The sequence below is a fragment of the Olivibacter ginsenosidimutans genome (genome assembly GCF_039542865.1).
Taxonomy (GTDB): Bacteria; Bacteroidota; Bacteroidia; order Sphingobacteriales; family Sphingobacteriaceae; genus Olivibacter; species Olivibacter ginsenosidimutans.
On record NZ_BAABIQ010000042.1, the window covers coordinates 86,329 to 113,058 of the forward strand.

General features: G+C 41.6%; 14 protein-coding genes. 4 read left to right on the forward strand and 10 right to left on the reverse strand.

Features of this window, described 5'->3' with window-relative positions; all coding sequences use genetic code 11:
- Window positions 1-88: 88 nt before the first annotated feature.
- Window positions 89-958: an AraC family transcriptional regulator gene (locus ABD930_RS17065; RefSeq protein ID WP_345233417.1), complete on the forward strand. Its 870-nt coding sequence runs from the start codon at window positions 89-91 to the stop codon at window positions 956-958.
- Window positions 959-1,008: 50 nt separating this feature from the next.
- Here the strand turns inward: ABD930_RS17065 and ABD930_RS17070 are convergent, their stop codons facing one another.
- The 4 genes from ABD930_RS17070 to ABD930_RS17085 all read right to left on the reverse strand — a co-directional run bounded on the left by ABD930_RS17070 (window position 1,009) and on the right by ABD930_RS17085 (window position 5,701).
- On the reverse strand, window positions 1,009-1,857 hold the full coding sequence (locus ABD930_RS17070; protein ID WP_345233419.1) for a sugar phosphate isomerase/epimerase family protein: 849 nt from the start codon (window positions 1,855-1,857) through the stop codon (window positions 1,009-1,011).
- 3 nt (window positions 1,858-1,860) lie between these two features.
- A complete protein-coding gene (locus ABD930_RS17075) occupies window positions 1,861-3,246 on the reverse strand; it encodes a putative oxidoreductase C-terminal domain-containing protein (protein ID WP_345233421.1) in 1,386 nt (461 codons plus the stop codon).
- 167 nt (window positions 3,247-3,413) lie between these two features.
- On the reverse strand, window positions 3,414-4,829 hold the full coding sequence (locus tag ABD930_RS17080; protein ID WP_345233423.1) for a Gfo/Idh/MocA family protein: 1,416 nt from the start codon (window positions 4,827-4,829) through the stop codon (window positions 3,414-3,416).
- Window positions 4,830-4,873: 44 nt separating this feature from the next.
- A complete protein-coding gene (locus tag ABD930_RS17085; protein WP_345233425.1) occupies window positions 4,874-5,701 on the reverse strand; it encodes a ThuA domain-containing protein in 828 nt (275 codons plus the stop codon).
- Between the two features lie 359 nt (window positions 5,702-6,060).
- On the opposite strand from ABD930_RS17085, the gene ABD930_RS17090 reads away from it, so the two are divergent.
- Entirely contained in the window at window positions 6,061-7,068 is a 1,008-nt protein-coding gene (locus tag ABD930_RS17090) for a LacI family DNA-binding transcriptional regulator (protein ID WP_345233428.1), read from the forward strand.
- 20 nt (window positions 7,069-7,088) lie between these two features.
- On the opposite strand, the gene ABD930_RS17095 is transcribed toward ABD930_RS17090, so the two are convergent.
- The 6 genes from ABD930_RS17095 to lacZ all read right to left on the reverse strand — a co-directional run bounded on the left by ABD930_RS17095 (window position 7,089) and on the right by lacZ (window position 21,512).
- Window positions 7,089-8,039, reverse strand: a complete 951-nt coding sequence (locus ABD930_RS17095) for a DUF6807 domain-containing protein (protein WP_345233430.1) — start codon at window positions 8,037-8,039, stop codon at window positions 7,089-7,091.
- Between the two features lie 70 nt (window positions 8,040-8,109).
- Window positions 8,110-9,975 carry a RagB/SusD family nutrient uptake outer membrane protein gene (locus ABD930_RS17100; protein ID WP_345233432.1) on the reverse strand — a complete coding sequence of 622 codons (1,866 nt, stop codon included), beginning with the start codon at window positions 9,973-9,975 and terminating at the stop codon, window positions 8,110-8,112.
- A gap of 88 nt (window positions 9,976-10,063) precedes the next feature.
- A complete protein-coding gene (locus ABD930_RS17105) occupies window positions 10,064-13,195 on the reverse strand; it encodes a SusC/RagA family TonB-linked outer membrane protein (protein WP_345233434.1) in 3,132 nt (1,043 codons plus the stop codon).
- Between the two features lie 281 nt (window positions 13,196-13,476).
- A complete protein-coding gene (locus ABD930_RS17110; RefSeq protein ID WP_345233436.1) occupies window positions 13,477-15,108 on the reverse strand; it encodes a RagB/SusD family nutrient uptake outer membrane protein in 1,632 nt (543 codons plus the stop codon).
- A 22-nt stretch (window positions 15,109-15,130) separates the two neighbouring features.
- On the reverse strand, window positions 15,131-18,109 hold the full coding sequence (locus ABD930_RS17115) for a SusC/RagA family TonB-linked outer membrane protein (RefSeq protein WP_345233438.1): 2,979 nt from the start codon (window positions 18,107-18,109) through the stop codon (window positions 15,131-15,133).
- Between the two features lie 247 nt (window positions 18,110-18,356).
- Entirely contained in the window at window positions 18,357-21,512 is a 3,156-nt protein-coding gene (lacZ, locus tag ABD930_RS17120) for a beta-galactosidase, LacZ type (RefSeq protein ID WP_345233440.1), read from the reverse strand.
- Between the two features lie 433 nt (window positions 21,513-21,945).
- On the opposite strand from lacZ, the gene ABD930_RS17125 reads away from it, so the two are divergent.
- On the forward strand, window positions 21,946-25,080 hold the full coding sequence (locus ABD930_RS17125) for a SusC/RagA family TonB-linked outer membrane protein (protein WP_345233442.1): 3,135 nt from the start codon (window positions 21,946-21,948) through the stop codon (window positions 25,078-25,080).
- Window positions 25,081-25,101: 21 nt separating this feature from the next.
- Window positions 25,102-26,679 (forward strand): RagB/SusD family nutrient uptake outer membrane protein, encoded by a 1,578-nt coding sequence (locus ABD930_RS17130; RefSeq protein ID WP_345233444.1) that lies wholly within the window; start codon window positions 25,102-25,104, stop codon window positions 26,677-26,679.
- Window positions 26,680-26,730 lie beyond the last annotated feature (51 nt).

The following is a 26,730-nucleotide window of genomic DNA, read 5'->3' on the forward strand; positions in this document are numbered from 1 at the left end:
GCTACACTCGATATGACGAGAAACGTGCTAGTATTTAGGTAAATTCCCGATAGACTTACAATAAAAATAGACGAGTAATTATTTACAGATGAAACCTCAACTACTAAAACTGAGTACGGCCCCAACACAGTCGTTCAGTGTACGGCAAGATTTTGTACCTTACATCAATAATCGATGGCACTACCACGCAGAAGTAGAATTGATTCATTTTTATAGCGGAAAAGGGACTCAATTTATCGGCGACCAAATGAACCACTTTCAGGCGGGAGACATTGTATTAGTAGGCTCTCAACTTCCCCATTATTGGCGCTTTGACGAGCATTACTTCGATGAAAATAACCAAGACCATGCTGATGTCCGTGTTGCGCATTTCAATGAGCACTTTTGGGGAAGGGATTTTTTAGAGCTTCCAGAAAATCTAGCCATTAAACAATTGCTGGAAAAAGCGAAGCGAGGGATTCAAGTAACTGGTCCTGCGAAAGTAACTGTGGCACATTTACTGGAAGAACTACTGCATTCAGAAGGAACGAAACGCATCATTTTTCTCATGGAAGCGCTACGTGCTATTGCTGATAGTTCTTACCAATTAATCTCTTCGATCGGATTCCATCCAAATTTCCAAGATGAAGAAAAACGACGAATTAACAATATATTTGATTATACCCTTGGCAACTTCCGTCAAAAAATAAGTTTAGAAGATATTGCTGTAATTGCTGGCGTAAGTGCTAATTCTTTCTGTCGTTACTTTAAAGCAAAAACAGGAAAAACATACTCCAGGTTTCTTTTAGAAATACGGGTGGGGCATGCCTGTAAACTTTTAATCGAAAATAAAATGAGTGTCAAGCAGCTCTGCTATGAAAGTGGGTTTAATAATTTCGCCAGCTTTCATAAATACTTTAAACAGATTACAGGAAAAAGCCCTTTGGCTTATCAAAGGGCTTTTCTCGAGCGGACATAATTCACAAGGCGCCTGTTTTCGGTAGGCAAAGACAAAGGCAGCTCATCAAGTTACCTTGATCCGTCACATATCCCTCTAAAGTAACCAATCGACTCCGCAATACCTGCTAACGGATCTTTCATATCTTTTTCATATTCCAAACCACAGGTTCCGGTATACTTAATCTTCCGCAATGTCTTTACAAAGGCCAAAACATCGATTACTCCCCGATCCAATTCGCAGGTAGTACCTTCATTTTTTGCTGCAGTAACATTCTTTAAATGCATGTCAAAAATTCGGTCTTTGTATTTATTAATATCATTAATGAGATTTTGGCCATCCCGCGTATTGTGTCCGATGTCCAGGCATAGGCCCATTCTTGGATCCAGGTCTTTCACTAAATTATAGACTACCGTAGCATTGGGATATAACTTATCTTGCGGACCATGATTATGGATAGCAAAGTGAATATCATATTCTTTAGCTTTTTCGGAAACATAGGGCAGATCTTCGTGGTTAGGGATACCAATAAGCAAATTAACGCCTACACGTTTGGCATAATCAAAAGCCTTATCGATTTCTTCTTTTGTTTTCATATAAATGGGACCTACACCATATCCGGTTACGCCAGATGCCTTTAGTTTAGCGTGAAAAGCAGCAATCTGCTCATCCGTACTATTCAAAGGCAAATGAAAATCCTTAATACACAGATAGTGCACATCTACTTTTTTCATCATAGCTAAAGACTCATCCAAATTAAAATGCAGGAAGCTATAACCAGCCATCCCTAATTTAAAAGAATCTTCTTTAGCCGCTGCCTTATCGGTAATCGCTGCATGTAACGCTTGAGGAGCTCCTACCAATGTACTGGCGACAACGCCTAAAGCGCCCTTTTTCAAAAAATTTCTTCTCGTATCCATAATTTATTTTTCTTGTTTTGCTAATTCCAATGCTTTGGTTGTAGTATAGTATTTCGCCAGCATATTGGGCACTTCCCAATCGGGCAGTTGTTTCTTCGTGAGGTAAGAGAGGTAGTTCTGGGTAACCTGACCAAAATGTTGTTCATGTACCGTCTTCAATTCTTCAGGTATGGTAATCTGATAAAATCCAGGCTTTAATTTTTCTATACCAATGCCCTTATACTTGGTGGTAACTTCTGTGATGGCTTGCTTTAAGGTTTCTTCGAAATTGCGATCAGCTGAATTAATCGCTTCTACATAAAGTACGGGTTTATATCCTTGCTCTTGGCCCTGTTTAATAATCAGGTTGGCATGTGTTCCGCGCATAATTGAATAATGGGTATCACCCGTACCCTTTGGCGGCTCAAAATTCCATTTTACAATAATGCGAGCATGTACCCCCTTAATGGTATAATTAATTTCGCCATTTGCGTAAACACCAAGCTCACCCTTATCATTGATATTTGCTTTTAAATTCTCCGGAAAGTCTTCCTCAGTGGCTTTTTTAAATTGAGCAGCCGTTAACCAGGTAGGCCATCTTTTTGCCGCCAATACATCGATGTCTTTTCTATAGTCAATAATCTGCTCCGGAAAACCTTCCCATTGCACGAGGTCTACTAAATGAGAAGTCACATCCACAATCCCTTCGCCCTGTTTGGTCACATCAAAGAACCAAGACGGTCTGGTGAGAGGTTTACCGGCAACTTCTTTAAAAAAGTGATGTACACTTTCTTTCGTAATGGCTGGTTCTGCTGTTGTTCCCTTTTGTAGTTCACCAAAGAGCGCTTTCACTTGCGAAAATTCTTTCTGTAAGGCGGTTGTTACCTCAAAGCGCTCGGTCATGATGTCGTATAAGAGCACATTCTTTTCTTTCGCTTTAGCAAAAGCTTTTTCTAATTTTTGAAATCCTGCCACATCGATTACCACAGGTTTATCAGCCAACACGTTAAACCCAGCATCGATAGATTGGGTAATGTAATCGATCTTACGTTGATTATCGCCCGCCAAAACAACAACATTCCCCTTTTTCTCCTCGATCATCTTCTGAACGTAGTCATCTCCAGTGTAAACTTCTTCCTTCCAGTGTGTCGGATCGGTTGCCCTGGTGTTAAAGCCATCAATCAGGCTCAAATGAGCTTGCAAATCTTTACCATCGTTTGGAGCATAAACATGCACAGTACTGTCCACATTGGGATACATCGATTTTTGTACCAAAGCCGCATGGAAATGCCCTGGATCTAGTGTAATTAAACGGATCGTATTCGCATCGGCTTCTTGTTGGTCTTTAGTCGATTGATTATTACACGCTGCGATTACTCCTCCAAACAGCAGGAATCCAGCTACTTTCATAAATTTGTTTTTAAACATCTGATTTTAATTGTTCTTTATCCTATCAAGTATCAAGACATAAGTATCAAGACTTTTGTACTTTTTGCCGATTGCGCGTGCTTATAGCCTATAGCTTATCGCCTACTGCCTTTTTTACCATCCCTTCGGGAGGCAGGCTTTTTAATTTTTCAACCTTTCACATGTTCCGTACCGTAGGGAAAACGTTGTGGCCTAGACAGCATCGTGTTAGCTTCTTCATCTCCTATGAATTTTTCCGTTTTAGTATCCCACCTGAGTTTCCTACCGAGTTTCATAGCCGTATGGGCTACTAAACAGGCCGACCCAACGTGCTGCGCCACTTCAACAGGACTTATCGTAGGTTTTCCATCTCGAATACACTCTAACCAATTGGTATGCTGTTCTGGACTTTCATACAGATGAATTTCATTAGGCCCGATTTCCGAAGTTAGTATTTTTTTATCACTAGCCGTAAACGCCTCATGGCTTTTTCCATCCGAAGCAGCTGTCGGATCCGATGCCGTCACCCCTACATCACCTCTCGAAACAAATATCCAACCGTCCGTTCCTTCAAAACGGATACCATTGGGAAAAGTATCTTTCACTTCAACCTGTACATTATTCGGATATAAGGCATGAATCTCATATTTGCCATGCACATCCCATAGGCCCGACGTTGGAAACTCGGCCTTTCCTTCTATTTCGATTGGCCCACTCAACTCCGTATCCATACCCCAATGCGCGATATCAAAATGGTGTACACCCCAGCCCGTAATCATGCCTGCACCAAACTGTTCACAACGTAACCATCCTGGCCTATCTCCATTTATCGCCTTTTGGGAATGTACGCGATCTTCAGTATAATACACTTCTGGAGTGGATCCTAACCACATATCGTAATTTAAATTCGGAGGTACCGGCATTTTGGTAGTGTTACCCCCCGGTGGGTCAATAGGCAGTCCGATTTTGACGCTTTTCAGCGTTCCAATTCGTCCATTTCTAACCAATTCGCATGTCCGCTTAAATTGTGGCCACGGATGAATGGATCGTTGTTGAGATCCTAATTGAAATACGACACCAGCTTTTTTTACCGCGTCTGCCATGGTACGGCCTTCCTGAATGGTTAAAGAAGTTGGTTTTTGTAAATAAATATGTTTCCCAGCCAAGGCAGCTTCCATAGCCGGTTGCGCATGCCAATGATCGGGTGTGCTAATCACGACAGCGTCAATATCTCCTGAGGCAATTAAGTCCTTATAATCAGCATAAGTTTTTACCGTTATCGTTTTCCCAAAGTTATCTAAATGTCGCTTCTCAATCCACGCTTTCCCCTGTTTTAGCCGATTACTATCCAAATCGGCCACCGCAGCAACCGTTACATAATCGTGCTTCATTACTTCGGGCAAATCGTGTGTCATCCCGATACGTCCAAAACCGATCTGCCCTACATGTATACGGTTACTTGGTGCATTTTTTCCAAAAACCGAAGCCGGAACGATGGTTGGAAAGGTCGCAGCTGTAAACAAAACAGCCGAACCCTTAACGGATTGCTTAATAAATTTACGGCGAGTCAATTGGTTTGTTTTCATCCTATACGTGTTAAATGGTTAGCCTTTAATTCTTTAGGATACTTTTAATTGCTGTTCACTAAAGGGTCATCCCCCATATGGGCATGGGCTTTATGATAATCTCTTCCTTGTTGATTACCGATTACCCAGATAATACCACCTAAAATATGTTTTTGAAAATCTGGATCATCGTAGTCTTCCTTTTGATGCCCTAGAGAAGTATACCACGATCGGCCTCCATCAAATTCATGACACCATACCGAAGGAAATTTATTGCCAAAGGTTATTGGACGACGCTCGCGTACACGATCAATCGTTGTTAAGTCATTTACAGCAATTACATGTAAATTCACCTCCATTTCTTTCAAATAATAACATTCATCCGTAACTCTTTTCCAAACTTGAGGTAAATGCGCAACGGAAGGATGGTTTCGATCAATCAGATTAACCGAGAATGACTGACCGGGTTCATGCCAATCAAATGTCCCTCCTAACAACTGTTTAAACCACGGCCAATTCCGTTCCGTACCAGCCGCGGAGTGGATGCCGACAAAACCTCCGCCCGCTTGAATGTAACGCATCAACGCTATTCGTTGCGCATCATTGTCGAATACCGTATTGTTTGTATTGGAAAAAATAAGTGCATCGTATTGCTTTAAATTGTCATCCGTAAAATCAGCTGGATCATCACTCACATCGACGACAAAGCCTTTACTGGACGCAAGCGACTGAATGGCTTTTACAGAATTACGAATATTGTCATGCACAAATCCCTTCCCATTCTTGGTATATACCAATATTTTAACCTTTTTCCACTGTATCGTTTGTCCGTAAACAAAAGGCGTGATGCACAATAACGTTAAAAACAGCGTGATTTTTAGAAACAGTTTCATAATAGCACATTAATTAGTTCGTTTTTTATGAACATGCACTCTTCTCTGCATGATAAAAACATGCTGAAACAGCCAGAAAAGCGGCAAAGATTTATCGGAATCATTCGTTTTTCACCATAATAATTACTAAACATTGGCGTTATTTTTGATCGTTCACACGGGTTTTAATCAGTTGGTACTATGTCCAATCATCTATAATGTCCTTTAAGTACCTCTACAATAATAAGGATAGCCTTACATTTTTACAGCACATTTAGGGTTAAAAATTAACGATAACGATGTAGTAAAAAAGCGATTACAAATTTATAGGTGTTTATTGAACACGTTTTAGTTCGAAAAACCAAAATTTAATACCATTTATGCCCAATAAGCCCAGCACGATAAAAGACATAGCTAAGATGCTGAATATTTCCGTTTCGACCGTATCAAAAGCACTGCACAACCATCCTAATATTGGAGCTATTACTAAAGAACGCGTATTATCCACAGCTAAACAACTGAATTACATCCCAAACAAAACAGCTATTCATTTTAAACAACAAAAGACATTTACCTTAGGGATTATTGTACCAACTTTACTTGACCATTTTTATACCATTGCTGTTGATGGTTTTGAAAAAGTTGCATCTAATGCAAAATACACCGTGCTCATTGGTCAAAATCAGGAAAGCTTTCAACGCGAAAAAGAGCTCGTTTCGGTTATGCAAAGTAACCGTATTGATGGTCTACTTATAGCCATTTCCAAAGAAACAGATAACCTCGATCACCTTCGTAGATTAGAGCAATCCGGCATACCAGTGCTATTTTTTGCCCGCAAACCGATTAATGAAGTCTATACCTGTATAAGTAGTGATGTTTATCGGGCAGCCAAAGATGCGGTAGATTTATTTGTGAGCAGGAATCATCGCCGTATTGCTTTCATTAACGGTCCCAGCCATTGGACAACCAGTAGAGATCGTTATCTCGGCTACCGAGATGGACTGTTAAAAAACAAGCTTCCCATCGTCAAAGATTTAATCCGTGAAAGCGATCTTTCTACACCTAACAATTATAAAGCTTTGCGTGAATTGATGCAATTACCAAATCCGCCTAGTGCCATACTGCTGTTTAAAGACTATCTCATGCTCGATGTAATGACCTGCCTGCGCACTGAGTTTCCGGCATATTACCCTTCAACCGAATTGATCGGCTATGGTGCACTACCTTTGTTTAGCCATTTTGAACACCCCCCTCTAGCGTCTCTCAAAGAACAACCTTTCGAAATTGGCGCTAAGGCAGGTTCGCTGTTACTGGAATGGATTGACCATCCACAACAGGAACGAAAGCCTCAGCTTATTTCTTTGCCCTGTAAATTAACTTTATTTTAACGAACTCCTTTTTCAATACCTTAGGGCGAACTTTTTGCGAATTCTTTCCAATATTTTTCTGCCTCGCTGGCCGTTAATGCACCGTCGAAGACAATTAAACGATAATGTAGCGTATATTGTTTATGGGGTAACAACACCCAATCTTTATTTTTGGTAGGTGAAAAATTAAAAAAAACATCTCCTTTTCCATTGGTTCCCGGGGGCCATACCCGAATGGGTTCCGGATGATTGAAATTATTGGGATAAGACAGAAACAGAATCCCTGCATTTGCATTATCTGTCATACCGGAAACGATTGCCCAGCGCTCCAAAGAACCATCAGCGTCTTTTCTGTCTTTACCGCTTGACGTTAATAGCGTACTGTTTTTATCCGTCCACTGACCAGTCGCCCGGAACCCTAATCCCCCATATCGATACTCTTTAAGCGTCACGGTATCGTCACCCACAACCGATAGGGTAGAATTTATCGTACATTCGTACCGCTTATCATCTATCGGCGTAATGTTAACCTCCCAATCTTCATCGATTAGCTGCTGTTCCTTTCCCAATTCTGGAAATATCATATGCGCCTGTTTAACACTGAATCCAATGGTCTTGCCCGAGTCTTTTATGCGGTTAAATTTCACAAAGCGTACCGTTCCCTGCTTGTCACCTAGATTCCAAAGATCGTATACTTTCCCTTTATATTGAACTCTTGTCCACGGATTCCATAATCCGAAATGGTGATAATGATCCGGGGCTTGAATACGCGTTAGCGTTCTTCCTGACAACGTATTTAAGGGATGAATGAAACCAGATCTCCGAAAGGCGCTATCCACACCGGCAGGAGGATACACCTCTTCATACTGATAACCTAACAGGTAATGGCCCTGTTTGTCTATCAATTTTAACACCCCGTTTTCTTTTCTTACTTGCTGTGCAAAGACGCCATTGAACGTTAGCATCAATAACACGATTAGGTAGTTTCTCATGCCATTTCGTTGTTTATAATATATGAAGGTAGTTTTTATCTTATATTCCTGCAAACCTTCTGTGCATTTGTTAATGCACAACTTCCTCTTCTGTCTTTTCCGGTATTTCCTCCAAAGGCGGAATATTGCTTTCCGAGCCTGCATAACCTTGATTTTGGTTAATATGGCCCAAGGTATTGGCATTAATTACCGCAATTGGAATTGGCCAAAGCACATGATAAGGACTCATTTTATAAGTAATTCCGATTACCGTAGTTACCCCTTTATTATAAAAATCTGTTTTTGCCATTACGCGGTCATAGAAATAATTGTTCGTAGAAAAATTATTGAGCGAGTATGTCTTACCATTCTCCGCCGCTTTACCCGTTTTGGCAAAAATATAGGCTATGCGTGTCAGCTCAGTTTTTCTCGGTTCTTCATAATAAAGCTCCCGGGCACGCTCATCCAATATTGTAGCCATATTCACCTGTGCTGCAGTGATCGGTGCAGCGTGAGCGCGCACCCTTACTTTATTCATATCGGCTGCTGCACTTGCTAAATCTCCTTTCCAGAAATAAGCCTCTGCGCGCAAAAGATAAGTTTCTGCCAAACGGAAAATATACCAATCGGTGTTTCCTCCGGTAGGCTGTGTCCGTGTAGGATCTTCAACAAATAATTTATAATGCGGCCAGCTGAACCAGTGCCGTATCGTATCGCTCACCAATAAACCTCCTCTGGCATTTCTATATTCCAAATGTTTACCATAGTAGGGATCGCCCGCCTTTTTGAGATCGGGGTTATTATACACCAGATCTTCCATGCGCATCCAATTTCCAGGAGCATGCCGTAGGTCATCCTTATCGCTCCAAATTCCCTCCTGACTGTAATAGGTAGGACGTAGACGTCCAATACCCCGCCCGTAGGTTTCAACCTGTGGAATTTCCAATTTATCTTTATCAGAGGTGCCGCTTTTGCCGCTAGGTGTAATAACACCTGAGTTAGACCAATAAGGCACCCCATTACGCATACTCTGGATACCTCCATCGACATTCCCTGATAAGTTCAATCGGTCAATAACCAATAGTAATGCTTCCGTATTACTCGCTAGCGATTTATTTTCCGGTCGATGCAAATCCCAAATGACGTTTTTAGACTGGTCTGCAGCATCCTTTCCAAAACGTTCAGTCATCAGACGGTACATGCCTCCATCGATAACCCGACTCGCTGATGCGATAGCATCGTCAAACAAGCCTAATGCTAAATTTACTTTAGTCAACAGATGACTTACGGCGCCTTTTGTCACTTGCCCCTTGTTTACTGCATCTGGTACCCATTGTTCAGCAAATTCCAAATCAGCTTTTATTTTTTGTAAAATCACCTCTCGTTTCGTGGTAAAATAATCCAACTTCGGCTTCTCGATAACGTCGTCTACAAAAGGCACATCTCCAAATTGTTGCGTTAATCGATAATAGTGAAAAGCACGGTGGAAATAGGCTGCTCCCAATAAATGGTTTCGATCTTCTTCCGATGCGTAATCCTTCGGTTGATCGATGTATTTGATGGTGGTGTTCGCATAACGAATGCCTTTATATCCTTCTATCCAATACCAGCCCACCTTATTATAATCCGTATTGTTCAATTGAGCGTCAGGCGTAATAGCTAAATCCAAGTTCTGAGCTGGACCTGGTTTGTCGGTCGTTCCCTCAACAGCTACTTCTGAAAAAATATCTTCTGTCACGATAGGTGGGGCATCGCCGTAAAATTCTTGCCTCAGATTACTATCACAGGCCGCAATAGTAGCCCAAAGGCCGTCCGCTGTATTGAATGTCTTATCTGGTGTATAAAACGATAATGGTTTAGGTTCTAAGTAGTCTCTTTTACAAGCAAAGGGCATCAATAAGAGTGATCCTAATGCAACAAAAAGCAGTTTGTTCTTTTTTATAATGATGTTGTTCATTTTCTTCATTTTTTTTGTACACAATCTATTCAAGTTTCCGACTATTATCAGTCCAGGTACATGATTTTTTAATCATACATACATCAGATCAAAGCGTAACATCAACACCGAAGGTAAATGTCCGTGGCGTTGGACCAACCCCTTGATCAGGATCCCATTCCGGATCCCACAACTGCCAGTCCTTTTTATAAATTGCCGCATTTCTTACATTAAAGAACAGTCTAAGATTATTGACATGATACCGTTGAATCCAATGGCTTGGCACAGTATACGCTAAAGAAACGTTATCTAGACGAATAAAGGATCGATCGCGGTAAACGTTAAAGCCGGTTGCACTACCTTCATTCGAACCAATGCGGGCCCATTCGGTAGATTGGTTTTCAGGAGTCCAATAGGGATAGACATAGGCATTCATCCGATCAGGGAAGCCATTTCGACTTTTCATTTCATTAAAGGTAGCCTTATGCCCCCACAAGGAGTAAATCATAAAAGAAAAGCTGAAGTTTTTAAATAGTTGGAAATCATTACGCATTGACCAACGGTACCGGGGTTCGGTATAGCCCAAAAACTGTTTGTCCGCATTAGTAAACCGCCCATCATCATCCACATCTTCCAAATGATAGTCACCAGGTACCAAATCATAGCGCTTAGCCTGTTCTTCTTCACCCAATTGATAAACACCCAAGGCTTTCCAGTCCCATATCGCATCAATCGCATGACCTACAAACCATTTGTTGGCTACATCGTCCAATTCATTCCCATCGGCGCCATAATCCCGATAGATGTGTTTGATTTTGTTACGATTCAATTGGAAATTAAAAGAAGTACGCCAAGTTAGGTTTTCACGTTGCATATTGGTGGAATTCAACGAAATTTCAAACCCTCGATTTTGAACTTCTCCTAAATTATCCATAATCCAAGTAAATCCACTAACGTCTGGTAAGGTCCGTTTAACTAATAAATCGGTTGAATTCATCTGATAGGCCTCAATGGTTCCACCCAACACATTGTTGAACAAGGAAAAGTCCAAGCCTAAATTGTAAGAGGTATTCCTTTCCCAGCGCAAATTCGCATTTTGCAGACGATCCATATAGAGCTGGCTGACTTGAACGACGGTACCATCGGGTTGAACATAGAGGTATTTACCCGTTGTCAAATCGGCTATGGCATTGTACAAACCATCTGTCCCTAAATCCCGGTTACCATTGCTACCCCAGGATACACGCAGCTTTCCGTAATTAAACCAATCGCTTTTAAAGAAATCTTCATCAGTAAAGACCCAACCCAGTGCCACCGAACCAAAATTAGCCCGAGGATTCTTTTGTCCGAATGCCGAATAACCATCACGTCGGAAGGTACCGGTAAACATGTAACGATCCTTTAGCGAATATACGACCCTGCCCATCAGCGCATCTCCTGTGCTGTATTGATCATTACTGCTGACCACCGGCTTAATACCTGAACCTATACCGTGATAGCCTAACTCATCGGTAGGATCAAAATTCTCGTTAATCATAGTGTTATCCCAACGCTGAAACTTTTCTGCATTAACCAGGAAGGTGACATCAAAATGGTGGATATCGGCCAAGGTTTTCTCCCACTTTAACAGGTTGTCCACCTGCCAATAATAGGTTTCTCTTTGCTGTCTGGATGCTCTTCCTCCGAAGCCCGCCCATTCTTCATGAAGGGCGCTTTGGGCATTATATTTATCCATCAACTCCAACTGTGGTGTAAAATTCAGTTGGTATTGAATGCCAAAAGGCAATTTTACCTTCGCAAAAATGGTACTGTTTAGCGCATTGGTACGGTATAAACGATCGGTATAGAAAGCATCATATCCTAAATTCACACCACCGCTTGCCTCATTGTTTGGTCGCCAAGTTAAGGTTCCGTCATCTTTGTAGCGACTACCCCAGGGAGAAAGGCTCGTTATCGCACTCCAATTATAAGGAATAGCGCTCTCGTTTTTATTAGAAAACTGGGTATTCATTCCAACCGTCAGGAATTTCCCAATGTTTGCTTCTATGTTCACCCGTGTTCGAAGTGTCTTGTATTGATCGCCTACAATCACACCTTCATTGTTCAGATAACCTGCACCCACGTAATAAGAAATGTTCTCATTTTTCCCAGAAACACTTACATTGTAATCTTGCCTTAATCCGTTATGAAAAGCAATATCATACCAATCTACGCTTCGTCCGGCTTTATAATTGGCTATCTCCACAGGCTGCATATTCAATCGCCTTAACCAGGTTTCAACCGGATCTCCATCCGAATCATCATAAGCCATCCAATCGTCAATACTAATACCCGCAGGCAAGCTACGTGGATCGTTGTACTGATAGGGTTGTGCGCCTACTTTGCTTGTCCGGAAATAATCCGAACGCCACGTCGTAAAATTAGAAGCATCGTAAACGCGTTGGTTTACCGCCATCGTTGCTAAACCCGTGCTTACATTTACGTTAATCTGCGGTTTACCGTCTTTACCTTTTTTCGTAGTGACTAAGATAACCCCACTAGCCGACTTTGCTCCAAAAACAGCAGCCGAACTAGCGTCCTTCAACACATCGATATTTTCTATATCACTAGGATTAATATCCTCTAGGGCGCCATAGAAAATCGCTCCATCCAATACAATTAGCGGTGATGTTCCTGCATTTAGGGATGTTCTACCCCTGATTTGTAAATTACCGCCTCCTTTAGCCCGCGCACTGAAACCAATATTAACACCAGCAACATTGCCCCGAAGTACATCCGCCACCTGTGTGGGTTTTTCGTTTTCCAGTTTTTTGGTATTCACACTAGACACGGCACCTGTCAAATCCCGTTTACGAGCCGTACCATAGCCTACTACCACAACCTCATCCAAATCGGCCACATCTGCCACTAACTTTACCTGGATTGGCTGCTTTGTTGACGCGGGAATTTCCTGAGTAACATATCCCACAAAAGAAAAAACTAGCGTAGCATTGGATTTCACATTAGAAAGTACGAATTCTCCCTTTTCATTCGTACTTATTCCGTTGTTGGTTCCTTTTTCCTTAACAGCAACTCCTGGTAAGGGACTCCCATCTTCTTGAGCTACTACTAACCCTTTTACGGTAATACCTTGTTGTGCAAATCCATAAAAAGGCAACAATAATAAAAGCAGTAATAATGGTTTAAATGGTAATTTGACCACTAAATGGCCTACTGTTTTTTGTAGAAATGTTTGCGACATAATTTAGCCTCCTCATTTTACATGGGTAAACACTACCCAATTGGTTATAATTTTCTGTTGGTTATCGGAGGTCTAAAATTAGGGAGACTTTAGAGGTTTTTATCTTTGCTTAGGTCGTTAGCAGAACGTAGATGGCCACAAAATTGCTTTTTTAAGTCATTTCAAACGTTGTACTAAATTTTACCAAAGACGTAAGACACAAGTATCAGGTACAGGACTATAATGATCCTGTACTTGATACTTGTGTCTTGATACTATAAACAGATCGAGCGCCTGCTCTATTAAGGATTTTGCGTTAGTCCCTCCTGCAGTAAAACCTGACTTTCTGGTATAAATTCTACTACCGCCTTATCTTGATAACTAACTTCACGAATGGGATTACTTCCTAACAAATGTGCACCGGGGAAATGACGATCCAGATGCTGCTTATTGCGGAATACATCCATCTTGCGATGTCCTTCATAGGCCAGCTCTAGACGTCTTTCATCCAGTACCACATCCAGCACCGATTTCCCCTTCAGGTTACTTACTTGATATAGACCGGTATTGGGTATGCCTGCGCGCTTTCTTAACACATTAACGTCTTCTAACGCTTCAGCATCATTGCCTAATTTGGCATTAGCCTCCGCCCGATTGAGGTACATCTCTGCCAATCGAGAAACAACCGGCGACCATAAATGGGCTTGTCCTTCTTGCCCTGAACATTTAAGTATATAATATTTGGGAAACCCATTTCGAACAGCTAACTGCTTGTCAATCAACACGCGCTTTGCCTCTCCATCAAGGGAGATAAAGTAATGGTAGCCCCCATGTCCATCCGCTTTTTTATCCAGCACCACAGATTTACCATTTTCTACATAAACATAATCATCACCCTGCTTGGTGACTATTTTCCATTTGTAGGTAGATTGTCCGTCGACATAGATCGCCCAAAGTACGTTTTCTTTTTCTACCACGGGCTCAATAAAATTGTTTCGCACATCTTCGGGATATTCACGCACTAGTTCAAGATAGGGTCTAGATGCATACATCTCTCCCCAGCCAGAACCTAAAATCGTAGCATATAAGGACCCAATGGTACCCCATCCATTATCTGGATAATCTACATTCGGTTTGAATTTAATCGCAAAAATGGTTTCTTTATTACGCTCGGGCTGAATGGTGGCATAACCGGCTAATTCTTCCGTAGGGAGTAAACTGTAGTTCCCCGAATTAATCACACGATTGGCATAATCAATCGATTTATCGTTCTGTTCTTCGTAAAGATACAAGCGAGACAATAAAGCCCAGCAAGCCTCTTTAGAGGCATATACATTTTCCTTCTCGGTCGTAAAAAGATCGACCGCTTTAAGTAAATCTTGTTCCACTTGGTCATAAACTTCGCCCACCGTTGCCCTTTTGGGATGATTAAAGGCATCAACATCCAATTTTATAGGTACACCCGGATTGTCTCTCCCCTGATTGTAAGGACGTCCGAAGATATCGACCAGTTGAAGATGCATCAATGCACGCAAATAATAGTTTTCTGCTAGCAATTGCGCATTGGCCATCGAATCTTGTTGCCTTATGGCATCAATAACCTTATTAGCGCCAACAATAACCTTGTAGGAATTCGTCCAATAGCTCGTCGTTCGTTCATTATTCGGTAAGCGTTGATACGTATAGGTATAAAATAGGTTATCCGTTGTCGTACCACTTACAGAAACATTATCTCCCGCAAATTCATGCAAGATATGCCAATCAGCAACCCAATTTTTCATCATTTCATAATTTCCGGCAGTAGCCGCTTCCAAACCTGTCTGGGTGCCTAATAAATCATCGGCAGTTTTCTTATCGTAAGGTGCTTCATCAACGCTACAGGCACTACAAGCTAGTAAAAATCCTAGTACAAACAGCTTATTATATTTAATCATTTTAAACATTGTCCTTTTCATTTTAGAGGGATAAATTAATTCCGAACGTAAACCTTTTAGGTAGGGGGTAAGGCGATTGGTTATCGCTGGATACACCAAAGCCCGTTCCTTTCTCTGAATAATCCGAACTTGGTGAAAAAACAGATCCATTAATCGCCGCCTCTGGATCAATACCCGAATAGCCTGTAATCGTAAACAAATTATCTATCGAAACATAGGCGCTTAACCCTTTTAAGCCCAACCTTTTGGTAAAGGCCTCTGAAAAATTATAGCCAGCGGTAACATTGCGCAAACGTAAATAACTTGCATCTTCGATATAACGCGAAGAGGTTTTATTCGAATTTGCATTTCCGCCATATACTAACTTGGGGTGGGTAGCATTGGGATTGTCTGGCGTCCAACGCGACCAATCGCTTTTCAACACCTGTTGATTGTAGGTTGGATAGGCTCCATCAGCATCAAAGGTTTCCCGCCCGTAATTATAAACGTCGGCTCCAACCGAGTAAGAGAAGTTTGCGGTTAAATACGCACCTTTATACTTGAAATTGGTTCCAAAACCACCAAAAAAATCAGGTGTAGAAGTGCCTACCCGCTGCAACGTCGCATCGCTATAGCTGCCTGTTAAACTGGTGGCTCCAGTAGTTGGATCGATAACCTCCCATTGCGGACTGCCATCCTCCGGATTCACTCCTGCCCATTTACGCATATACCAAGTGTCAATATCCTGACCTACCTCAATAATACGGAATCCCGAGATTTGCCGACCGTTATACAATTCGGTGATTTTATTACTGTTTTTTCCAATATTTGCATCCACATGCCAACTGATATCCTCTCCTTTTAGGATATCAGCTCCAAGGGTGAACTCGAAGCCTCTATTACGTACCGCCCCAATATTATCCCAATAACCGCTAAATCCAGAAACGGCGGGTAAAGGAACAAAATGCAATAGATCGCTTGTACTTTTATTATACATTTCGAAGGTTCCTTCCAGTCGGCTAAACAGACCAAATTCTATTCCCGCATTGGTGTCATAAGCCCGCTCCCAAGCCAGATTGGTGTTTCCCAACTGATTGGGATAAGCTGCTGGAACACCATTATACTGCGCAGCCAATGAATATAACTCATACTGCGGATAAATTGACAAAGGGGTGTTCCCTACACTACCATGCGCTAATTTTAAACGGAGGTAATCTACCTGATCAACAGCAAAGAAAGACTCCTGATGGATATTCCACGAAGCACTGATGGCATAAAAATTCCCATATTGGCTATCTTCACCGAAGCGAGAAGCTCCATCTCTTCTAAAGGATGCCTGTAAATTGTAACGGCCGTCATAACTATAATTGGCATTCATTAAAACCGATTGAAATCGGTAGTTAAATTTGGTACCGGTTAAACTCAACGGTTCAGAAGCTGCACTAAGTGTTGATGCCCCAGACACAATACCTACACCAATACCATCCATATCGCTATAACGATAATCACTATATTCATAAGCTGCCAATGCGGTTAGCTGATGTTTTCCAAAACTGTGCTGATAGTTTAACATCTGGTTGGTGAAACGCGTAGTACGTTTAGCATTGATTTGCTGGATTTGCCCTTTTGTACTTAAGCCTGCGTTTGATTGCGGATCGGTATACCCTAGGGATTCTGCATTTAAATACGCGATGTTATTCGTCGAAATAAAAGTAAAGTCGTCTGATATTTTGTAATCCAAATCCACATTAGCGATACCATTGAAATTGCTACCATTGGTATAGTTCCATTGCAGATCGTATAAGTAATTGGCTAAATCCCTTCCGTACCAAGTTACTCCGGTTGCCTGGGGGTTGACTGCCGACCCATCTTCATTGTAGGGCTTATCCCAAGGAAGATTACGAAACATGTCATATAAGGTATGTTGGCGGTCGTCGGTCTTGGTATATGTTGCCGATAATTTTGGCTTTATCGTCAACTTTTTACTTAACTGATAATCTACATTCATCCGTCCAGAAAACCGATCATAGGCATAGCCCTTTACAGATCCTTTTTCTTTATAATAGTTCCCACCAATATAGATCTTAGCTTTTTCAGTTGATCCCATATACGAGACATTATAATCTTGTGTTAGGCCATCTTGAGATCCTAGGTCTACCCAATCGGTATTGGTCTTTAGCAGATCTTCATTGAAATAATCCGGTATCGAAGACGGGTTGCTAAACTGTGTATAATAATCGTACAATTGCTGTCCATCCATCACATGAAATTTTCCCGTATTAAATGTCGCAACCCCACCACGAGCATTTGCACTGATCGTACTGGTTCCTTCGCCTTTAGCCGATTTTGTGGTGACTACCATTACACCATTGGCACCACGCGAACCATAAAGGGCGGCGGCGGCTGCATCTTTTAGAACCGAAATACTTTCAATATCCTGCGGATTTAAATTCGGAACACCTTGCCAAATAACCCCATCAACTACCCATAAAGGATCAACAGACGAACTGATAGAACTTTTGCCGCGGATTCGAACGGTTGGCTGAGCGCCAGGCCTACCCGAATTTGTAGCTACATCAACCCCCGCTACCTTACCTTGCATCATATTCGTTACATTTGGTGAGGTTACATCATGTAATTTCTCACTACTCACCGTAGCAATTGAGCCTGTTAAATTTTGGCGTTTCTGGGTTCCATATCCGGTAACCACGACTTCTTCCAAGGCAGACACGTCTTCTTGTAACGCGATGATAATCGGCGACTGCTCCTTTACAGGCACTTCCCTACTCACAAAACCGATATAGGATACAACAAGTACTTTGCTTGTGCCTTTCAACACCAAGCTAAAACTACCCTCGGCGTTTGTTTGTGTACCATTACTGGCCACCCCTTTTTCAATGACAGAAACGCCAGGTAAGGGAGAACCCTCGCTGTCGGTCACTCTTCCTGTAACTTGCTCTTGCCTCGCCATGACGTTCAGACTAAGAAAGCTAAATAAAAGTAATACTAATGATTTGTTCATGTTTGTTTGGATTTGTTACGTCATAAAGATTATTGCGTCAAATACGCATATGTACCATGATCAGCAGTAGCCAATTCTCCTTCTATCGTAGACAATATTATCGTTCTCAGCATAGTAATGCAAATTGTTCGTTCACGAAATCGATTGCGTAAAATTCATTTCCATTACGCAATCGATTGTGCACATGAAACAAAAAAAGGTTGAGATTTTTCTCCCAACCTTAAGCAAAAACAAGACTATTGAATCGCTATTTTAACGGTATTATGCGATAACTATAAGAAAAATCAGCAAAGGGAATCCGATATTGCACTAATGGTTGAGAACCCCAACTATCCATCCCTTGCAATCCGATCTGTTTTAAATCCACATGCATAAAGACAGCATTTTTCTTTACCAATTCACCCGAATGGTACTGTTTTTTTTCTGTTTCCGGATCTAAATCACTCAAATCATAAGGCAATGCTGAAAAATTCAATAAACTATCAACAAATGCAAAGCGTAAACCCTTACCTTTAGCATCTGTTAAATTAACCCAACGTACATCGGTCTTGTTACCGCTTTCCTGTGGACGGGCATAAGGAAAATATTGCTTATCGACCTGCTGTTGATACAGGCCTACCAAAGAAGCCGATTTCCTGTCCCAATAGTTCTCCCATGGGCCCCGACCATAATACGTAATGTTGGTTAACGTGTTATTAACCGTCAAATTATTCCCTGCCCGCATGATTAACTGGTGTTTACCGTTGACTGCTTTAAATTGGTTATGCACGAGAATCGTTCCATCTGGATGAATGGTATATTGCTGGCTCATTTGCGCATCGCCATCCAGTAACTCCTTCTGGATTGTCACCACATAGCTTTTCTCTTCTTGAGCTATAGCTACCTTACCTATCCGGCCTTCTTCATATGCGTTTCGCCAATCTCTGAGTTTGCGGTTATATCCTGCACCAATATCATTATCTGTTGGTGCCCGCCAAAACGCAGGCACAGGTCCTTGGGATAGTAAATTTACTTTCCCCTGGGTGTACCGTGTCATGATGCCCGCTCGCTTATCAAAAGCAACTTCGAAATCTTTCCCTTTGATGAGGATGGAGTCTCCCTTATCGGTTGATGTTAACGGGCCGGCATCTGCCGATTTTATCACAAGAGGCATTGGTTTACTTAAAACAAACTGATCGTAAGCCAATTCGTAACCTTTTTCGAGAAAAGGCTCTTCCTCCTTCAGGACATAGTGAACATTTATAAAATATTCTTTCCCATCCTTAATCCGGGCGGTTTTTATGGGTAATTGAATTTTTACACTATCGCCAGGGTTAACCTCCAATTCGTTCACCGACCCTTTCTGCACCGCTACCCCATCTTCTACAAGTTCCCAGTTCAATTGAATGTTACGCAAATCGCGGAAAAAATAGGTATTCTTTACCCAAAGGCTATAATCGGTCGCATAGCGGCTCTTAATATATTGGTGTACTTTTTTCAATTCAACAGCCATGGGCGTTAAATCCCGATAAGCGGTCACGACACCCTTTACGCAAAAATTATTATCGCTAAAATTTTCGTCTACCGGTCCTTCCAACGGAAAATCGCCACCATAAGCCATAATCCGTTTACCATTTTTAACCGTATCTAAAGCCTGATCGATCCATTCCCATACGTAGCCGCCTTGCAGCGAAGGATTATTTTCAATCACATCCCAATATTCTTTAAAATTGCCCAAGCTATTTCCCATAATATGGGCGTACTCGCTCATGATCACTCCTCTTTTCTGCGGCTTACTTGAAAAGTATTTCAGGTAGTTTGGTGAAGGATATTGCGGAACCAAAATATCGGTATTGTATTCGTCTCCGGCTCGCTCATATTGAACAGGTCGACTATCTTTTTTCTTCAGCCAATCATAGGCTTCATACATATTGATACCGTTCCCTGCCTCATTTCCTAAAGACCAGGTAATGACCGATGGATGATTTTTATCCCTTTCATACATTCGATAAATTCTAGATAAGTGTGTTTTACGCCAGGTGGGATCATTGGCAAAAGTGTATTCCAGATCATAATATCGCCCATGCGACTCAATATTGGCTTCATCTATAACATAAAGGCCATATTCGTCGCAAAGCGCCATCCAATAGGGATCTGGGGGATAATGGGAATGGCGAACGGCATTGATGTTCAACTTTTTCATCATCTCCATATCCTTCCGCATGTCTTCTTTGCTAAGCGTATGGCCTGTCCGCGGATGATGTTCATGGCGATTAACCCCCTTAAAAAACACCCGTTTTCCATTTACTAAAACATCCGCCCCTTTTAATTCAATGCTTTTAAAACCCACTTTAACCGGAACAACCTGTAAAACTTTTCCGGTTTTATCGCTTAAACTTAAATAAAGGGTATACAGGTATGGAATCTCGGCCGACCACTGGTTGATTTGCGGGATATTAGTCTCAAAATGCACTGTTTTCTTATACCGTCCCAATACCGACTGTACACCTTTGCTTTTCTCTTCATAAATCATATGGCCATTTGCATCATATAAAGCGGCAGCGACAGAAAAGGTATCTGGTATACTCGTTAACGTATTGGTATCTACTTTGTAGCTTTGTACCAAAGCATCAATCTTGAGCGTGCCAGTACGATAATTATTGGTAAGACCAGCCTCTGCTTTGAAGTCCCTTATATCCAATTTTGGTGTTGCATATAGATATACCCCACGTTCGATCCCCGAAATACGCCACATATCCTGACATTCCAAATAACTACCGGCACTCCAACGATACACTTGAAGCGCTACCAGGTTTTCACCCGGTTTTACGTATTTGGTGATATCAAATTCTGCGGCCAATTTACTGTCAGTGCTGTAGCCCACCTTACGTCCGTTTATCCAAATAAAAAAGGCCGATTTTACGGCACCTAAATGAATAAAGACCTGCTTATCTTTCCAATCGTTAGGCAAGGTGAATATTTTTCGATACGAACCTACAGGATTGTTATTTTCCGGAATGTCATAGGGTGGGTCAAGCTTTGCCCCGGTTCTTTTTCTACCGGCAAATTCATACGGTTGATTAACGTAAATAGGTTGCCCATAACCATTGGTTTCCCAATTGGCAGGCACTTTAAAATTATCCCAGCGGCTGTCGTCAAAATTACTTTTGTAAAAGTCGATTGGCCGTTTGTGCGGGTCTTGTACCCAATTGAATTTCCACGCCCCATTAAGTGATAAAAAGTTATGTGATTGTTCTTTATCAAATGACTTGGCCGTTTCAAAGCCCTCGAAACCAAAAGCATCTGTCCGCATAGGCATCCTGTTTAGGGCTACTACCTCTGGATCCAGCAATTCTGCTGGTAGCTCCTGCGCTTGGCTTTGAATAAGTAAGAGTGAAAACAAGAGAATTAAATAGTTATTCATGGTGTAAAAAGATTAGGCAACATTGCTGTTAGTTTTCCCAAAACAGCTGCAAGCTATTGAAAAAAACAGCTTGTCACAAACCTAAGGAGAACGCAATCGGTTGTGTTTATTTTTTGAAAATTAATCAATCGATTGCGTTATCAAATCGTTTGCAAAAGTGTACGATTAACACTAGTTTCACCCCCTCAGATATAAAAGCAAACGAACAGAATGAAAAGCCAAGGAACTTTTATACCTCTACTTCTCTAGTACAACTACCACAAAAATTGATGATCATCGGGTTTTTACCCAAAAGGATATAAACAAGTCATGTCGATTGCACTAGGCTTCACTCGATATGGTGCGCAGTATTCTCGTGTTCAGGTAAAATGCTGACAACCATTAAAGATGAGTACAATTTTAATTTTTAAGTATAACTAATCAAAACAAACACATGAACAAAAACACGCAAAAGCATAAGGTTTTTGTGATCTTATGTAGAACTTTTGCACTAGCGGGAACGCTATCATTTAGCCAATTAGCGGCATCCGCCAGTTCAAAAATTCAGCAAACCTCAACACAGCAGCAACATGAATTGCAAATTAAAGGAAAGGTTGTTGATGCCCAAGGTCCTTTACCCGGACTTACGGTTAGTCTCAAAGACAATCCAAAAATCGGCGTCAGTACCGATGCCAACGGTACGTTTACCATTAAAGTTCCACCAAAGAGTATTTTAGTTTTCCAAATGATCGGTTACCAAAAACAAGAAATACCGGTAGATGGTAAACAGACAATCAATGTTACAATGGTTGAAGACAACCAACAGCTTAGTGAAGTAGTTGTTGTCGGTTATGGCACCCAGAAAAAAGCTAATTTAACGGGTGCTGTTGCTACTGTCGATGCCAAGCAATTGGAAAACCGGCCTGTAACCAATCTGACTAATGCGATACAGGGTACGATGCCCGGCGTAACGGTCACACAAAACAATGGTCAACCAGGAAAAGAAGGTAACAGTATTCGTGTACGGGGAATAGGAACCTTAAACAATAGTGACCCTGTGGTCGTTGTTGACGGTGTTATTTCCTCCATGAATAATGTGAATCCAGAAGATGTCGAAAACATCTCCATACTTAAGGATGCAGCATCTGCAGCTATTTATGGATCGCGAGCAGCTAATGGCGTAGTATTAATAACGACCAAGCAGGGAAAAGATGGAAAAACACAAATTAGCTATAACGGCTACGTTGGAAAACAAAGCGCAACAGCTTTACCAGACTACCTGCCATCTTGGGATGCTGCTGCGCTCTATAACCAAGCATTGAAAAACGAAAACAAACCGCTACGCTATACCGATGAGGAAATCCAAAAATTCCGTGATGGAAGTGATCCCTACAATTATCCCAATACCGATTGGCTCGGCTTATTCTACGACGGAACGGGCTTACAGCAAAACCATTATTTGGGTTTGAATGGTGGCACAGATAAACAGCAGTATGCTTTTTCATTAGGTGTTCTGGATCAAGATGGTTTAGTCAAAGGAACGAATACCAAACGATATACCTCCCGACTAAACCTCAATAGCACCGTTAGCAAAAAACTAAAGGTAAATGCCAGCCTAGCTTATACACGCGGAGAAATTGAAGAGCCACAATCCAGTTATGTGGGTGTGCCCGAGTTCTCTCAAATTGTACGTCAGATTAACCGTATTGCACCAATGGTTCCCTACAAAGACCAAAATGGTAATTATGGCTACATCAGTGACGGAAGTCCGATGGCTTGGCTGGAATCCGGCAGTTATAACAGGGAACTTTCGCATTACCTCTTCGGAACGGTTAATGCCGATTGGGAGATCGTCAAAGATCTACATTTTAAACCCATGCTTGCTACCATAGTCACGATCAATAAAAATAAAAAGTTTATCCACGATATACAATACTATGACCGGATAACTGGTGAACCATCGATGTATCAAGGACCAAATAACTTAACCGATCAGAACTACCAAAATGCCGTAACAACGCTACAAGCAACATTGGATTACACCAAATCATTCAATAAACATAATTTTAAAGCTTTAGCGGGTTATTCACAAGAATACACCAAGTATGACTGGGACGAGGGTTATCGCAAAGATTTCCTAAACAACAATCTGGGAGAACTAAATGCCGGTCCTATTGCTGGTCAGCGCGCTACCGGTTATGCTTATGAGCTCGCCTTACAATCGGTCTTTGGAAGATTAAACTATGACTATGACGGAAAATACCTAATAGAAGGAAATTTGCGCTATGATGGGTCTTCTCGCTTTGCCGATGGCAAGCGTTGGGGAGTTTATCCTTCCGTTTCTGCTGGATGGAACATCGATCGGGAAGCGTTCTTTGAACCGTTAAAAAACGTTGTCTCTTCTTTAAAATTGAGGGGGAGTTGGGGTAATCTCGGTAATCAGAATGTAACGAAATTGAACGACGATTATCCCGAAAGCTATCCTTATTATCCTTATATCGCCACTATTAGCTCCGGCCAGGATTATATATTTGGAGGTGCTTCACCCGTTATCGCAACCGGTATATCTCCCGTTAATGGTGCCAATACAGCGATTAGGTGGGAAAAAACAACTGAAACCGGAATAGGTTTTGATGCAGGCTTTCTAAGTGGAAAACTTACTTTAAGTGCCGATTATTTCAACAAAAAAACCAATGACATCTTATTAAGTGTACCCGTAGGTGAGGTATACGGTTTAAATGCTCCGGTTCAAAATGCTGGTGCAGTTCGCAACCGTGGCTTTGAATTTGTTGCGGGCTACCAAAACTCAGCTGGCGATTTTCAGTATAATATCTCCGCAAATGCAGCCTTCATCAAAAATGAAATTACCGACTTAAATGGAACCGGTCCCATTATCGATGGTGGTACATTTAGAGACGTTGGTTATCCCATTAATGCCTTTTATGGCTATATTGCTGAAGGCATATTCCAAAGTCAAGAAGAAGTGGATGCCCATGCTACCCAGTCCGGTGGTGAGATCGGCCCCGGTGATTTAAAATATAAAGATATTAACCAAGACGGTGTGATCAATGGCGATGACCGAACTTATATTGGAACGTATTTCCCTAAAGTTTCCTTTGGTTTAAACCTTGGTGGTTCTTGGAAGGGTATCGACCTTACGCTTTTCTTTCAAGGAGCTGCCGGAGTAGATAATTATATACAAGGCATTATGCTCGGCCAGGTAAGCAGTAGCACCGGTAAGCCTACATCAGCTTTACTCGACTCTTGGACTCCCGAAAATCCAAATGCTTCCATGCCACGTATTTGGAGCACCTATACGCAAAATGATCCCTCGAGGAATCCTTCTTCCTTCTGGGTACAAGATGCTTCATATATCCGGTTGAAAAATTTGCAAATAGGGTATACCTTACCGAAGCATTTAACCGATAGAATAGGCCTTGAACGGATTCGGATTTATTATAGTGGGCAAAATATATTCACCATCAGCAGTTTCTATAACTGGGTTGATCCTGAAAGTCCGCAAGGAGCCAGTGGCTATGACTACCCACAAGTAAAAATTAACACGGTTGGTCTTAATGTTACCTTTTAATCCATTATCCAGAAAATGACAATGAAAACGAAATTCATATATATCGCACTTTCGTCAGCTTTATGGCTGACTTCATGCAGTAAAGATTTTTTAGATCGGGATCCGCTCGACTCCTATACCAATGAGTCGTTATGGAGCTCGGAAAAAGATGTATTAGCAGCTATCAACGGTTGCTATAATAATTGGGAAGATGGTTACGACATCATCTATATGGATGCCGCATCAGACAATGCCTATAACCAATACCCTTGGGAAGGCTATACTACGCTTGGCAATGGCTACGTTACGGCAACAGACCCCGATGCAAGAAATAGATGGAAATATAAAAATATTCAACGGTGCAATTGGGTATTAGAGAATGTAGACCGAGCTCCTGTTAGTGACGAACTCAAACAGCGGGTAAAAGGTGAAGCACGCTTTTTAAGGGCTTACCAGTATTTTATGCTTACGCAGTTATATGGCGACGTACCTTTGGTTACCCAGTCACTCACTACCGAAGAAGCCAATACGATCAGTCGGACACCCAAAGAAGAAGTGCAACAATTTGTGCTCAAAGAACTCGATGAGATTGTCGATTGGCTTCCCGAAAGCTACTCGGGAAATGACGTAGGCCGAATAACTAAAGGTGCTGCTCTAGCGCTTAAAGCTCGGTTAGAGCTTTATCGTGCCGATTATAGCAACTGTATTACAGACTGTGAAAAAATTATGGAATTAGGCTATACGCTCTATCCGAACTATCAAGATCTTTTTAGAATTCAACATGAAAACAATAGTGAAGTCATCTTAGACATTCAATACAAGGAAAATGATTTTGCCAACGAAAACTTACATGTTATGGTCACTTCTTCTTTAGGTGGGTGGGGATCTATCGGGCCGACGCAAGCCTTGGTAGACGACTATGAAATGGCTAATGGTTTAACCATCGATGAAGCCAATTCTGGCTATGACGCAAACGATCCCTATAAAAATCGTGATCCGCGCTTAACGGCAAGTATTGTCTGTCCGGGCGAACCATACGAAGGAAAATTTTATAATTCCATTGACCCTGCCTCATCCGATTATTACTTGGGCGATAATAACTCCAAAACTGGATATTTGGTTAAAAAATTCACTTCTAATCTATCAGACTTCACCGAGTTACAAAATAATGGTTTAAATATGATTGTCATCCGCTATGCAGAAGTATTGCTAAATTACGCTGAGGCAAAGATTGAAAGTGGTTCGATAGATAATACGGTATATGATGCCATTGATGCCATTAGGCAACGGGCAAAAATGCCTAAAGTAGATCGTGCGAAGTATAGCGACCAAAGCTCTATGCGTGAGCTGGTAAGAAGGGAAAGACGGGTAGAACTTGCTTTAGAAGGTTTACGGTGGTTCGACATTGCGCGTTGGAAAAACGCTGAAACGCTTAGAAAAGGTGAAGTTTACGGCGCCCGATTGGGTAAAGTGGACGCCAAAACAGGAAAATTAACCCTTTCTAATGAGCAAATACGTGTTGAAAAGCGTGTTTTCGATCCTGCAAAGAACTATTTATGGCCTGTTCCACAAAAAGAACGCGACATTAATAAAAATCTCACCCAAAATCCTGGCTATTAAGTAGTCATTTCCTCCAATAAAAACGCCCGGTATACTGGGCGTTTTTATTGG